Raw genomic sequence first — 13,274 nt, 5'->3', positions numbered from 1 at the left:
CCCTAAAACCATGGCTCATATTATCGTTGTCGAAGACGAAGAACATCTGGCGAAGGGTATTAAGTTCAACCTGCAGGCCGAGGGCTACCAGGTGACGACCGTCAGTAATGGTCGTGATGCACTCCAGTGTATCGAAGAGAATCCAGATCATTTTGAGCTGGTGATTCTGGACTTGATGCTACCCGAAATGAGTGGCTATGCCGTTTGCCAAGAATTGCGAGAGTCGGGCGAGGTGATGCCGATCTTAATCCTGAGTGCCCGCACTCTAACGGAGGATCGCACCCGTGGCTTCGATGCGGGGGCGGACCAGTACCTGACAAAACCATTCGAGTTGGATGAGTTGCTTTCGCGAGTGAAAGGGCTTTTGGTGCGGCATGGCCGCCAAAAACTATCTCCCGCGAACCCTCGTTCCGAAGTCGCGATCGGGTCGGCGGTGGTTAACTTTGAAACTTTTGAAGTGGTTCGGGGTGAATCGGTTAAACGAATGACTCCGCTGGAAATCAAGTTGCTGCAGTTTCTTATTGAAACGGAAGGCCGCATCGTTTCGCGACAGGAGTTGATGAAACGTGTTTGGGATCAACCGGGACATTTTCAGACTCGGGCGCCCGATCAGTTCATTCGCAGATTGCGTAAATCATTCGAAATCGATCCGTCTCAACCCAAACACTTCTTGACGATCCGAGACGCCGGTTATCGGTTCGTTTTGGAACCCGAAGATGATGTTGAGCTCGTCGATGATGTGGTTGAATAGCGGCGGTGATGTGGTTGAATAGCGGCGGTGATGGAAATCAACGATCCTCGCTAATGCTTGCCCGCATCCGGGCCGCTCGATCCCGTTTTCTCGCGGCCAGCCGGCACCGTCATTAAGAGGTTGGACTGCTGCGGTTGGTGTCAAGCTTCTCACTGCCACGCTTGTAGTCAACCACATCCCATGCCAAACCAAGGCATTGCAACAGACGAATGGTCGTGAATGTGGCGTCGAATTCCCACCAACGATGACCATGGGCCGCCATCCGTGGAAACGCGTGATGGTTGTTGTGCCAACCCTCACCGTAGGTGATGATCGCAACCCACCAGTTATTCCGACTCTGGTCAGTCGTGGTGTAGTTGCGATAACCCCAGATGTGGCTCGCCGAGTTAACAAACCATGTAGCGTGCAACACAAGGCAAAGCCGCAAGAACATTCCCCAGACCACAAGTGAACAGGCCATCTGCAGGCCACTGAAGGCGTAGCCAAGGCCGAAGATGATAACGGCTAACACGATATGCCACAGAATAAAAGTCTTGCCAATAAATTGCAAAACAGGGTCTCGAGCTAGATCAGGTGCCCACCGTTGGTGATGCTTTCGCAATTCCTCTCCAGGATATTGCCAAGCGAGCCAAAACACGTGGCTCCACCACGCTCCATCAAGTGGACTGTGTGGGTCACCTTCCAGATCACTGTATGCGTGATGCTTACGGTGATTCGCTACCCAGTCCATCGCAGCACCTTCGCCCGCTAAGCCTCCGATGAACGCGATTGTCCAACGCACCGGTTTGTAAGTCTGAAAACTGCTGTGCGTTAAAAGTCGATGGAAACCCAAGCAAATCCCCACACCCCCTGTTAGCCAGTGAAGTCCAAATAACAGAGCGACACCTTGCCAAGAAAAGAAGTAAGGAAAAAACGCTAATAACGCGCCCGTATGAAGAATGGCCAGCCATCCGACGACGCCCCAAGCCAGCTCTTTTCGGGCTGGGTCGCCGACGCCTGCCGGCTGTTGGGATTCGTTCGCTGTGCTCTGATTTGTCTCGGTAGCGGAGGGACTAGGCGAAAGTTTCTTGGTTGCCTCGGTCCCCTGGGATGGCGTCGCGGTAGACATGAGTTGGTTATGTCCTTGTTTCCATACGTTTCTTTAGTTTGATGTTGCTTCAGCGGAGGAAGAGAAGACCGTTTCTCAACACTGGAATTTTAGGTTGGCTGTCTGTTTAGCGTGTCACGAACGTGTTGCAATCTTGTAAAAGTTATGTAACGAACACAAGTCGTGGCACACACTCAGTTTGAGAGGAGTTTTGCCCGACCGGCGGGCTCAACATCGATTCATTCTGGCTTGGTCATTTAAGTGGCCAGAGGGTGTCTTCTGACAACCAAGAATCTTCTCCTAGTTTCCGTAAAGAGGCTGCATTCCGATAGGGGGGGAGTGGCTGCTAGCGTTCGTTTCGCCACTTTTCCTATTTTGTCGATCATCGTCTTGCCGATATCTCTTATTGCCCTGCCCGGGTTGTGCTCTAACCGAAAGGAAGCAGCCATGGGTGTTCTCTTTTTCGCCGCGGCCACTGTGCTCGGTACAGTGGCGCAAGATTCTCTCGACTTGGTTGTTCGTGACCAGGTCGACTTGATCGAGGTGAATCATTTCTTCGACGAACACGGCAATCGGATTTTGGATCAAGTCATTTTTTATGAATGGTCGGGCCCGGATGGTCGGTTTCACGTTCGTGATTGGCGTTTGCTCAAGAAAGCGGGCCAATGGCCAGTTCGCTGTTGGCATTCGGGACGTTATCGTTCCGTTTGGCGAGACGGAAATATTCTGCGACAGGTTGAGGCACCGGATATTCGGGAGACCTGGACGCAGCATGATCCGGAGGTGACGAATCGGAAGTTCCTACCTAGATCGTTTCGGCATACTTTTCGCCGCGATAACAATCTCGGACTGTTGGGGGATTAGCGACCTTTGTTAGCGAAGCGCGATCGCTTGTTGCAGCGGTCGCAGCACATGATCAACGATGTGGTCGTCCACGATCTCACGACCGAGATTCGCCATTCGTGCCGTTGTTTCCGCGAGTTTATCGCCAGCGTTGAAACTACCGTAGCGACGGATCGTGAGATACACGCTGATCTGTTCCTCTGGGAACTCACCCGTACGAACATGATAGGCGCTGGTTCGTGACTCAATACTCATTCGGCATTGCATCTTGCAATCGTCATCTAACGCGATTTGGAAGGTTGGTTCCCACGCGACAACGCTGGAACCTGGGATTTCTAGCAATCGTTCCATTGCGGGTGTGACGCCCAGGGCATCTGCCACAAGTTGGTTGTGATTACCGCGATAGGTGAAGTCAAACCCGAACATCACATTCAGTGATTCGCAGTCCAGCGGACTAACGCTCAAGGCAAAGGGAAGCGTATCCATGATCAAGCTGTGCAGGCTCATGGCACTTTCGACCGATTCCGGATTGACATGGCCAGCGCAAACGCGGCGTGGTTCGACCGTTGTCCACCGATAGTGACCTCGCTCTTTTTCTTCTTCGAGGACGTATTCTGATCGCTCACGGCAGTAGAAATTACACATCGACGGAAAGTGTTTTTGAACTTGTTCGAAATAGTGCAGCAATGTTTCTCGGTTGCTGGGCAAATCCATTTCGGTGTTCAAATTCACGTTGATGTAGAAATCATCGCTGTACGTGCTGTAGCGACTCATGCAAGCCTTCCCTAATGGTGCAAATCGCTCCGTTTAAACAAGGTAGAGCGCTGGTCGCCTGTCGGGCGTCCGTCCATTCAGTATAAAATGAGGAATATTAAAGTGTCAAAGCCGTGAGCATTTTCTTTTTCTGGCTCTGTTAACACCCTCTGGCGTTTTGCGAGAAGCTCATGATGGCCATCGGTCCTTCAGTGGGGCGAACTGTATTTTTGACCCCTTTAGGTTGGTTTGGTCTGCAATGGAGTGAAAAAGGGGTTCAGCGTACGACGATTGGGCATCGATCGGCTGCGGTGGCTGAGCAAGCGATGGGGGGGGCGGCTGCTAGCTTCGGGGGGGCGCCATGGGGTGATTTAGAGGAGCAGATGCGGGATTTTGCCTCGGGTGTAAGGCATGATTTTCACGGGGTACCGCTTGATCTGCCGTCGATGACCGACTTCAGAACGTGTGTTTTGACGGCCTGTCAGGGAATCGGTTACGGCGAGACCCTTTCGTACGGCCAGTTGGCAAGACTGGCGGGCTCTCCTCGAGCTGCCCGCGCCGTGGGACGTGTGATGGCCGACAATCCGTTGCCGTTGATTATCCCGTGCCATCGTGTGGTGGGTGCCAATCGCAAGCTCGGCGGTTTTTCTGCGCCCAACGGTTTGTCGCTGAAACAACGTTTGCTTCGTCTCGAAGGTGTCGACCCGTTGCGAAGCTGATCAGCAGGGTTCCGCACCATCATCGAGCCTTTCGCGCAGAGCGAGTGGGCGCTCCATCGTGGCAATCTTTTCAGTGGGGGCTTGGATCTTTAAGGTTGGGGGATTTTCACGTTCAACACGTGAACAAGGAATGCCCAATGGTCGGCAATGTTGTCAATTCGTTTTGAGGTGGGTTTACCGGCTCCGTGTCCGGCCCGTGTTTCGATACGAATCAAGATTGGAGCGGGCCCGGCTTGAGCTTGCTGCAAGGCAGCTGCAAATTTGAAACTGTGCATTGGTACGACACGATCGTCTGTGTCAGCCGTCGAGATCATCGTTGCGGGGTAGTCCACTCCAGCCTGGATGTTGTGGTAAGGAGAATAACGAAGAAGCGCCTTGAATTCGGCTTCCTCATCCGGAGTTCCATATTCATCGACCCAGAATCTGCCGGCCGTGAAATGTTGATACCGCAGCATGTCCATCACACCCACTGCAGGTAGACAAGCACCGAACAGATCGGGACGTTGTGTCATCGCAGCGCCAACGAGTAAGCCTCCATTGCTTCCGCCTTGGATCGCCAGCTTGTCTGGACGCGTGTATTTTTCGGCGATGAGCCATTCGGCGGCTGCCAAGAAATCATCAAACACATTTTGTTTGTTGACGGTTTTGCCAGCCGCATGCCATTGTTCGCCGTACTCACCACCCCCTCGCAGATTGGGAATCGCAACGACGCCGCCCATCTCCATCCAAGCGACGTAGGAGACCGAGAAGCCGGGGGTCAACGAAATATTGAATCCTCCGTAGCCGTACAGCAATGTCGGATTGTCACCGCTGAGTTGGAGGTCTCGGCGATGGGCGATGAACATCGGGACACGTGTGCCGTCTTTGCTCTTGTAAAAGATCTGCTTGACTTGAAATTGTTGTGGATCAAAATCGACCTCGGATCGACGCCACAAACGACTTTTTCCAGTTCGCATGTCATACTGAAAGATGCTGGAGGGCGTGTCATAGCTGGAAAAAGAATAAAATGTTTCGTAATCGCTTGGACGTCCTCGGAAGCCGCCTGCTGTTCCAATGCCAGGGAACTCAACGTCACGAACAAATTCTCCGTCAAGCGACAGGATTTTGACACGAGTCGTTGCATCTTTGAGATAGGAAGCGACAAATTGTTCGTTGAGGATCGTGGCAGAACGCAAGGTTTCGGTTTCGGCTGGAATAATCTCCTTCAAATGGCTTCGCCCCGGCTGTGTCAGTGATATGGAGACGACGCGTTTGGTGGGTGCATCGAGATCGGTCAAAAAGTAAAACGTTGCATCTTGATTGCCCACGAACCAGAACTGATTATCAAAATCGCCAATGAGCTCAATCCAGGGCGCCGTCGGATTGTCTGCTTTGCGATACAGCACCATGTTTTGATCGTCAGTGCTCTTGGTGATCGAAATCACTTGATACTGGTCGTCGTCGGTTAGCGTCAGGTCAAAGGTCCAGTCGGGATGATCTTCGCGACGATAGACCAGTTGGTCATCGGACTGTTGGCTGCCGATCTGATGGAAATAGATCATTTGATTCAGAGCAAGTGCTTGATACTGTTCACCTGCTTCTGGTTTTGGATAGCGGGCGTAGTAGAATCCCGACCCATCCGGCAACCAGTTGACGCCGCCCCAGCGGATCCACTTCAATTCATCTTCGAGTAATTTTCCTGACTCAATATTCATCACACGAAGCGTTTTCCAGTCCGATCCCCCTTCACTAGCCGTGTAGGCTAATAGTCGAGCGTCGTCACTCGGTACCGCACTCGACAAGGCAACCGTGCCGTCCTTGGTCCATGTATTCGGATTGAGTAACACTCGGGCTTCACCATCGGCGGAATTGGCCACATAGAGAACGGCTTGATTTTGAAGTCCGTCATTCTTGCGGAAGAAGTATTTGCCACCTCTTTGGAATGGTGCCGAATATTTTGGATAGTTCCAGAGCTTGGTGAGACGTTTGCGGATTTGATCGCGTTCTGGAATCGCGCTGAGATAGGCTTGCGTGACTTTGTTTTCCGCCTCGACCCATTTCTGCACTTCTTTTGATTCACGCACGTCTTGCTCAAGCCACCGATAGGGGTCAGCTACTTTTACGCCGTGAAAGGTGTCGTGGATCGCCTCTCGACGCGCTTCTGGATATTGGTTTTTGCGGGGTGAGTTGGATGAAGGGGTAGCGTCCATGGGGCCCATAGTTACTGTTACGATCAGAAGTGCTGTGAAAGACATGGTGATGACCAAGCGAAAGGATAGGGGTGACCGGTTCCAGTCGTTACCGGGGGGATTGGATTTGGCCTTTTGATCGGTTGCAAGTTTTGAAGGGTTGTTCGCGATTGGTAGCCGATTCGAGCCCTGTTTTCATCGTTTGAACCGATTCTTCTAACTCAGTGTTTTACTCATTGTCCGCCGACCTGGACAGTACGTTGAGATGGCTTTCCGTTTCGCGGCAAACATGTCCTACGTTTACCGGATTGATGAGGGAGGATCGCCTCGTTCGACCGATTGCGTGGCGGCAATCCCTCGTTCGACTCGCTATCGCCGGTCTTAAGCGTTGGGGGAGTTGCTTGGCGTACACATGATTGAACAAAACAAAACGCAATTTTCTGTTCGCATCATGTTGGCATTGACCGCAGCCAATGCCCTGTGGCTTTGGGTTTTCCAGGTTATTACGCTGCTTGATTTGGCGATTGTCACGGGCGCTGTCGTGACTGCCGGAATTGTAGCCCCTGTTGTTTACACCGTTTGGCTGCCCTGGCGATTTACCCGCATCGCCGTTGTGATCCTGCTCTGGAACGCGATGATTAGGGTCCCTGCAGTGCTGGGATTGGTTCTGTCGCCCAATAATAATTTCTGGGATCCGTGGCGTAACCGATTCATGTTTACTTGCTGAAATTCAGATTTATCCGTTCGAGCTCATCCGAGAGGCCAAGCCATCGCGAGAGTGGCTGCATTTCCTCGTGATTGTCGCTGGTGCTGTGCTGTGTACTCCCTCGCATTGGATCCGCCCCAGTTTGCCCACGTCGCTTATCACCGCGTTGGGCCCGGATCCGTGGTATGGAAGTGGGACCATGTCGTGGGTTTATGCTGGTTGAAATCTAAGCGGCCGAAACTTATACCATTAGGCACTGTAGGAGTGATTGTCGGTGAGGGTTCGTTTTGCGAACAACGATTCGTTCACTCGTGGGTGCGTGGGAAGGCATCGGACCAACCTGTTGGAAACGGTTCGATCTCCCGACAGTCAGTTGCCGCGGGCACTACACGAAACAGCTTCACACCGATGTCAACATGAGCGGGAAGTGAGTTCCTGTCTATTGAAGAAAGATTGTTTGTTGATAATCTGAATTGAAATAAGATTGGGTTTGTGCTTAGTCAACGGACGTTGTGAAGAAATTAAGGATTGACGATGGAATCTGCCTTTAATTCCAAATACCCCTCGATCGATCACTTGCGTGAAAAAGCTCGCAAGCGGATGCCAGGATTTGCCTTTGACTATTTGGAAGGCGGCTGCAATTCGAATATCAATCTAAGGCGGAACACCGAGGACATTCGAAAAGTGCAGTTGCGACCGTATTACATCGGGCAGTATGCCGGATCGGATCTTCGCACAGAATTGTTTGGTGAAACCTACGATGCGCCGTTTGGGATCGCACCGGTTGGACTTCAGGGACTGATGTGGCCGGGATCATGTGAGATTTTGGCGAAGGCTGCGGCGACCCACAACATTCCATTTTGCCTCTCGACGGTGAGTACTGCCAGCATTGAAACGATTGCTGAAATCACCGGTGGACGGGCCTGGTTCCAGCTGTACCATCCGGCCGAAGACGAGTTGCGAGACAAGCTTATCGCCCGTGTCTCTGAAGCCGGTTTGCCGGTGCTGGTGATTTTGGCTGATACGCCAACGTTTGGTTACCGGCCCAAAGAAATTCGTAATGGTCTTTCGATTCCGCCTCAAATGACCTTACGGAACATCGGTCAGATGCTGACTCACCCTGCCTGGTGCGCCGGCCAACTCGCAGCAGGAAAACCCGAGTTCAAGACGATGAAGCCTTACATTCCGAAGGGCCTCAATATGAAACATTTGGGTCTCTTCATGAATAAGACTTTCTCGGGTCGTTTAAATGAAGACCGAATCAAGGCGCTGCGCGACTTGTGGAAAGGAAAACTTGTCGTTAAGGGAATTGTGACTGAAGAGGACGCGGAAAAAGTGATTGCCTTGGGCGCCGATGGATTTATTTCATCCAATCATGGTGGTCGACAGCTTGATGCGGGGCAGTCGACGATTAAGCCGATGACGGAGCTGGCGAAAAAGTTTGGTGACAAGATTACCGTGATGCTCGATTCGGGGATTCGAGGAGGGCCGGACATCGCCTGTGCACTGGCTAGTGGCGCTCGGTTTACCTTCCTGGGACGCTCCTTCATGTACGGCGTGGGGGCTCTGGGACACAACGGTGGGTTGCACACTGCTTTCATGCTCAAACGCCAGGTGCAGCAGGTGATGGAACAATTGGCGTGTGAACGAGTCTCTGACTTTCCCAAGCACTTGATCACGGAGTCATCGACTTCGGCATGCTAGCGAGTTGAGCAGGCGTCGCCGTCGGCCGAATCGAATAGCCTTGGCGGAAAAGTTTTCCTAATCGGATTGCTCGCATCGCTGGTCGGTTGGCGATCCACTGTCTTCAGTTCGATGTCAGGGTGTTGTCACAAATAATACGCTGCGCGGAGACATGGCCCGAAATCTTCGGATTCGGATATCGCATCGCAAACGCTTGCTTTCTGAATAGGCCGTGCTGCGAAGCTGCTGGCAGTGATCCGATTTGGCCGATCAAGCAAGTTGCTTTCAATTGGCACGTCTTATGCATCAAACGGTCAAGCGTCCTCAACCGCTCGACCTTCGCAAGGATGTGAACCATGTTTTCTTCGAACCCAATCCGCGCATTATTCTGCCTGATCGTGGTACTTTCGGCCGCTCAGCCCTTGGCTGCTGGCAAGCTTCGAGCAGCCGGCAAACAAGCACATTCCCACACGCCTTCAAAGTCAAAATCAAACTCCACCGAATCGCGGAGGAAAGAGGATGACGATCATGATCACGAAGCTAAAAAAGAAAAGAGCAGGAGTGCACCGTCGGGGCGTTTAGCGAGTGCTGCAAAACAGACACGACAACACGGCCCTCGAAAGAAAAGAGTTTCGCGAGAAGGTCGACATCGCCACAATCAACGCCATCACCACCATCATCATTATCCCAGGCGATCCCCCGGTTCGCTTGGACTTTATTTCAGTAGTGCACCCATTGTTCCGGCGCCGATTTTGGTGGAAGAGTATCGTCTTTACGATCAGCCGGTGGAGGTGATCCCGAGTCCTGGCATTCCTGCTCCACCCGAGCGTATGCCATCGATGGGGCGGATGCACCCGGGAAGCCCCCAACTGTCTTCGGAGCCGATTAAATTTCATGCTCCCTGGCAAATGCGGTTCGGGATGGAGTATGGCTCAGACGCGGAGGATCTGTCGCAATTTGGTTTTGATCTGTTGGCAAATCGAACCGCTGGATTTGGAATCGACACGAGTGTTAGGATGCATCGGGAGCAGGGCTTTGACTTTCGTGATCATTTGTGGGTCGGTGATGTTAATCTTGTTTACGAACTTTTTCCCACCAAGCATGTACGTCCTCGCGCGGGGATTGGTATCAATTGGCTCGCAGACGATATTGGTGGTGAAGCGGGCCTTAATTTGACGTTTGGGGTGGACGTGACGCTGTGGGAGCGGCTGCAGTTAACCGGTGAGGTGGACTATGGTGCAATCGGTGATGCTGATCTGTTTCATGCACGAGCGACAGTGGGGTACGGATTATCAGATCATCTTGAATGGTTTGCCGGTTACGACCAGTTGAATGTCGGTAGCGTTGTCATTGACGGTTTAGTTACCGGGATTCGTTTTCGGTTTTAGCGTGAATCCTAGCTAGCCTAGAGAGCTGATGAATCGTTTGCTCTTCGGATGATCTTGTTTCACGGATTGCAGGACCAAGTTTTTTGTCGGTCGGGCCTATACTGAAGCACGTGCTGTCCGATTTCCTTGATTCCGCCATTTTTTGGCTCGGAGTTGTGTCTTGAAGCAATTCATTCGCGCTTTTGGCATGGTCCCTGAAGATGGCGGCACCCGTGAAAAATGGCTGTGCTTGTGGAATAATCGTCGGAAGTGTTTTGAATTTATTTCTGCGGAGCCGATGGCCGCCGATACGTTTCGCGAACAAATTCACCAACAGGTTTGTGCGGATTTGGGGCTCTCCGACCAACAGTTGCTTACCGCCAGCATGGCCCAGCTGAATTTAGAAACAAGCGAAGTCTTGCCTGGTGAGACGCAACCCTGTCATCTTGCAATCGCTTTTTACCTGACTGAGTTATACGGGCCGGATGCCAAAAGCCGGATACAAAGAGTACCGAATCACCGTTGGTTGAACCATCGTGAACTGATTGGTGGCACAAGCGACGACGGCTTGGATGTCGACCCTGTTTTGGTGCATCTGCTGAGACGCACCGAAGTGATTCAGCCCTGGTAAAGGGATGGCGAGTTCGAGGGAGGGTCCGATCGGTGGGCGAGCAGTTTGAGCTATCAAGAGCTATTCATAGTCCCATTTCATGATCCAGGGATCATCCATTGATTTTTGCATCGCTTTCAATTTCGCCTTGTACTGTTTCAGCACCTGCTGATGTTCTTCACTTTCTGCCAGGTTGACTGTTTCGTGAGGGTCATTGCGAACATCAAAGAACTCGAACTCGGGACGTTGCACGTATCGACCGACGGTCATGTTCCCGTAAGGTGCGTCCTTACCTTGAGCCCATTGAGCTTGCCAGCTGCTGGCGGCCCATAGATCGGATGCGAACGGGTAGGGCAGGGGGTGTGCGATATTCCAGATCAATTTGTAGTAGTTGTCTCGAACCACACGCATCGGATAGTACATCTGGATTTCATGGAACGTATGCGAGGCAAAAATCGTGTCATGGTGTCGGGCAGTTGCATCGGCCAGAGAAGGTAGCCACGATTTACCGTGATAGTGATCGAACTTTTTGTTGCCATTACGATTTTCTTTGAGCGCTTCGCCTCTGGATTTCCAAAACTTATTGGCATCGATCATGTTTTTGGGGCCATTGGTTTTGTGGTTTAATCCACCCGCAAAGTCCAACAGCGTGGGGGTGATATCGATATGGCTGATTAGCGCATTCGATTCAACGCCCCGAACGGACTGATAGGGGTCACGAACAACCATCGGGACGCGCAGGCCTCCTTCGTAAACCGTGGTTTTTCCACCGGCGAAGGCCATGCCATGGTCGCTGGTGAATACGATCAATGTCTTGTCGTAGAGGTTGGCCTCTTTGAGAATTTGCACGAGTCTGGCGATACCCTGGTCGATGCGCGAACAGGATTGGTAGTATTGCGCCAGTTCTTCTCGGGTGTCGGCCGTATCAGGTAGAAAGGGGGGCACGGGAACCTGGTTGGGATCGTAGAACACTTCCTTGACGCCTGGATAGGAGCCGTCGTTCGGTTTGTTTCCGAATAAATCCGGTTTCAATTCACGTTGTGACGTTTTGTCTGTGCCGCCACCTCGGTGAGGGTCGGACGTTGCGAAGTACAAAAAGAAGGGCCGATTGTCAGATCGGTCGTTAATGAATTCGCGACATTGCTCCGCCATCTGGACCGCATTTCGAGAATTACCTTTGAGGTAGGTTTCGAAGTGGTAAACCGGTTCTGGCGCGACGTGATATTTGCCGATTTGACCCGTGCGGTATCCAGCTCCGGCCATGACACGTGGCAGTGACAGGCTGACCACATCGTGAAACGAAGCAAATTTGTGGAAGTGATGCTGGTGTCCAAATTGGCCGTTGCGATGATTGTGTAGACCGCTCATGATGACACTGCGACTGGCGCTGCAGGACGCGGTGGTTGCAAATGCGTTGCGGAAAATCATCCCATCTTCGGCGACCGCATCGATCGCTGGAGTTACAGCGATCGGGTCGCCATAGCAGCCGAGTGTTGGACTCTCGTCATCGGTGATAATGAACAGGACATTTTTTTCAGCGGTTTGGGCGCTACTCAGGAAAACGAAGCCGAGCATAAACAGGCTACAGGTTGATCGTGCAAAAAATCGCATCGTTGAAATCTCGCTTGCAAGAGTTGCCAATGATTTTTCCGTTCTGTCACAGTTTAATCCGATTTCGAGCCGTTTGCTGCCACCAAAGAGGGCTCGATCATTGAACGAGCTGAATTGTTACACGGATGGCGCGAGGGTAGGAACCGGATGAATAGCGTCGCGAAGGACTTGGTTCCGTTGCCGAGTGGGCTGAAATGGCTGAAGATTTGGTTGAATGGGCAACCTGTCAATCCTCGAAAGGATTGGGGCGATCGGCCGTTTGCCCGGGAATGACGGCGGTTGGGCGGAGTCGATCGGCTCTTCGCTGGGCCGGCTTTTCTAGGTCGAGCTGACTTGGTAGACTGAGCCGCTGCCGTGAAGTTGCTCCGTTGTTGGAGGAGGCGGCAGGATCGACGAGCCGCCGCATCGGCGGTGACGGTCGAGGAGAAAACCGGGGAGTCGCTGAAAACTTGCGGCCGTTTGTGGGGCATCGATGTTTTTGCTCAACTGGATTCTCGAAAACGTTTGCACCCCTAGCTCAATTGGATAGAGCATCGGTCTACGAAACCGAAGGTTACTGGTTCGAATCCAGTGGGGTGTACTTCAATTGATGAAGGTCGTCGGAACCCACTCCGGCGGCCTTTTTCTGTTTCAGCTCCGCCGTCCCAAGTGCAATCAGATCAAAGGGTTGTCGAAATTCGACCGTCAGTTCACCGTTGCCCCAGGTCGAGTTCGATAGTACGAAATTGAGCAATCGGCGTTTCTCACTGGCTGACTGCTTTTCAAAGAGCTCTCCCGCCCGATTGGCCAGTTCGAGAATGGCGATGCCTTCCTGAAGGTAACTCTGGTTCGCTTGCTCGTGCTGTTCGAGGTTCTGTAGAACGGCGGCCTGCTCTACCGCTGCGGTCGTTTGCACATCACGCCTTTCCCGCGAACGGTTTGAATCCTGTTATCAGTCAACAGTGCGTTCCGTTTGAGAAATGCGGGCAAGACTGTT

The 13,274-nt window shown here is 52.3% G+C and carries 12 protein-coding genes and 1 tRNA gene; 8 read left to right on the top strand and 5 right to left on the bottom strand.

Annotated features, from left to right (window positions below; genetic code table 11):
• The first annotated feature begins 10 nt into the window (after positions 1-10).
• The gene (locus P8N76_07270; protein ID MDG2381456.1) at positions 11-751 is read left to right on the top strand and encodes a response regulator transcription factor; all 741 of its coding nucleotides are present in this window, start codon (positions 11-13) and stop codon (positions 749-751) included.
• A 112-nt stretch (positions 752-863) separates the two neighbouring features.
• Here the strand turns inward: P8N76_07270 and P8N76_07265 are convergent, their stop codons facing one another.
• Complete coding sequence (locus P8N76_07265; protein ID MDG2381455.1) at positions 864-1,859, bottom strand: fatty acid desaturase; 996 nt, start codon at positions 1,857-1,859, stop codon at positions 864-866.
• Positions 1,860-2,285: 426 nt separating this feature from the next.
• Between P8N76_07265 and P8N76_07260 the strand changes: the two genes are divergently transcribed.
• Complete coding sequence (locus P8N76_07260) at positions 2,286-2,702, top strand: hypothetical protein (protein MDG2381454.1); 417 nt, start codon at positions 2,286-2,288, stop codon at positions 2,700-2,702.
• 9 nt (positions 2,703-2,711) lie between these two features.
• On the opposite strand, the gene P8N76_07255 is transcribed toward P8N76_07260, so the two are convergent.
• Positions 2,712-3,455 carry a hypothetical protein gene (locus tag P8N76_07255; GenBank protein ID MDG2381453.1) on the bottom strand — a complete coding sequence of 248 codons (744 nt, stop codon included), beginning with the start codon at positions 3,453-3,455 and terminating at the stop codon, positions 2,712-2,714.
• Positions 3,456-3,625: 170 nt separating this feature from the next.
• Here P8N76_07255 and P8N76_07250 point away from each other — a divergent pair, with 170 nt between their 5' ends.
• Positions 3,626-4,153 carry an MGMT family protein gene (locus P8N76_07250; GenBank protein ID MDG2381452.1) on the top strand — a complete coding sequence of 176 codons (528 nt, stop codon included), beginning with the start codon at positions 3,626-3,628 and terminating at the stop codon, positions 4,151-4,153.
• Positions 4,154-4,242: 89 nt separating this feature from the next.
• Here the strand turns inward: P8N76_07250 and P8N76_07245 are convergent, their stop codons facing one another.
• Positions 4,243-6,351 (bottom strand): prolyl oligopeptidase family serine peptidase, encoded by a 2,109-nt coding sequence (locus P8N76_07245; GenBank protein MDG2381451.1) that lies wholly within the window; start codon positions 6,349-6,351, stop codon positions 4,243-4,245.
• Positions 6,352-6,733: 382 nt separating this feature from the next.
• On the opposite strand from P8N76_07245, the gene P8N76_07240 reads away from it, so the two are divergent.
• The 4 genes from P8N76_07240 (at position 6,734) to P8N76_07225 (ending at position 10,708) form a co-directional block, all read left to right on the top strand.
• Positions 6,734-7,048 carry a hypothetical protein gene (locus tag P8N76_07240; protein MDG2381450.1) on the top strand — a complete coding sequence of 105 codons (315 nt, stop codon included), beginning with the start codon at positions 6,734-6,736 and terminating at the stop codon, positions 7,046-7,048.
• Between the two features lie 513 nt (positions 7,049-7,561).
• Positions 7,562-8,731: an alpha-hydroxy acid oxidase gene (locus P8N76_07235; GenBank protein MDG2381449.1), complete on the top strand. Its 1,170-nt coding sequence runs from the start codon at positions 7,562-7,564 to the stop codon at positions 8,729-8,731.
• A 335-nt stretch (positions 8,732-9,066) separates the two neighbouring features.
• Positions 9,067-10,098, top strand: coding sequence for a hypothetical protein (locus P8N76_07230; GenBank protein ID MDG2381448.1), 1,032 nt, complete (start codon positions 9,067-9,069; stop codon positions 10,096-10,098).
• A gap of 160 nt (positions 10,099-10,258) precedes the next feature.
• The gene (locus tag P8N76_07225) at positions 10,259-10,708 is read left to right on the top strand and encodes a hypothetical protein (protein MDG2381447.1); all 450 of its coding nucleotides are present in this window, start codon (positions 10,259-10,261) and stop codon (positions 10,706-10,708) included.
• A 60-nt stretch (positions 10,709-10,768) separates the two neighbouring features.
• Here the strand turns inward: P8N76_07225 and P8N76_07220 are convergent, their stop codons facing one another.
• Complete coding sequence (locus P8N76_07220; GenBank protein MDG2381446.1) at positions 10,769-12,262, bottom strand: sulfatase; 1,494 nt, start codon at positions 12,260-12,262, stop codon at positions 10,769-10,771.
• A gap of 542 nt (positions 12,263-12,804) precedes the next feature.
• On the opposite strand from P8N76_07220, the gene P8N76_07215 reads away from it, so the two are divergent.
• Positions 12,805-12,878: transfer RNA gene (locus tag P8N76_07215), tRNA-Arg, on the top strand.
• Here P8N76_07215 and P8N76_07210 read toward each other — a convergent pair.
• Positions 12,852-13,193, bottom strand: a complete 342-nt coding sequence (locus tag P8N76_07210; protein ID MDG2381445.1) for a hypothetical protein — start codon at positions 13,191-13,193, stop codon at positions 12,852-12,854. The two genes, P8N76_07215 and P8N76_07210, sit on opposite strands and share 27 nt — an antisense overlap.
• Positions 13,194-13,274 lie beyond the last annotated feature (81 nt).

The sequence above is a fragment of the Pirellulaceae bacterium genome, assembly GCA_029243025.1.
Lineage (GTDB): Bacteria > Planctomycetota > Planctomycetia > Pirellulales > Pirellulaceae.
Note: the sequence above shows the minus strand (reverse complement) of the source record. Positions and strands in the feature narration are given on the sequence as shown.

What these genes read in the sequence shown, in the direction of transcription:
- P8N76_07270 (MDG2381456.1), top strand. Translation starts at nt 11, where the DNA reads ATGGCTCATATTATCGTTGTCGAAGACGAAGAACATCTGGCGAAGGGT.
- P8N76_07265 (MDG2381455.1), bottom strand. Translation starts at nt 1,859, where the DNA reads ATGTCTACCGCGACGCCATCCCAGGGGACCGAGGCAACCAAGAAACTT.
- P8N76_07260 (MDG2381454.1), top strand. Translation starts at nt 2,286, where the DNA reads ATGGGTGTTCTCTTTTTCGCCGCGGCCACTGTGCTCGGTACAGTGGCG.
- P8N76_07255 (MDG2381453.1), bottom strand. Translation starts at nt 3,455, where the DNA reads ATGAGTCGCTACAGCACGTACAGCGATGATTTCTACATCAACGTGAAT.
- P8N76_07250 (MDG2381452.1), top strand. Translation starts at nt 3,626, where the DNA reads ATGATGGCCATCGGTCCTTCAGTGGGGCGAACTGTATTTTTGACCCCT.
- P8N76_07245 (MDG2381451.1), bottom strand. Translation starts at nt 6,351, where the DNA reads ATGGGCCCCATGGACGCTACCCCTTCATCCAACTCACCCCGCAAAAAC.
- P8N76_07240 (MDG2381450.1), top strand. Translation starts at nt 6,734, where the DNA reads ATGATTGAACAAAACAAAACGCAATTTTCTGTTCGCATCATGTTGGCA.
- P8N76_07235 (MDG2381449.1), top strand. Translation starts at nt 7,562, where the DNA reads ATGGAATCTGCCTTTAATTCCAAATACCCCTCGATCGATCACTTGCGT.
- P8N76_07230 (MDG2381448.1), top strand. Translation starts at nt 9,067, where the DNA reads ATGTTTTCTTCGAACCCAATCCGCGCATTATTCTGCCTGATCGTGGTA.
- P8N76_07220 (MDG2381446.1), bottom strand. Translation starts at nt 12,262, where the DNA reads ATGCTCGGCTTCGTTTTCCTGAGTAGCGCCCAAACCGCTGAAAAAAAT.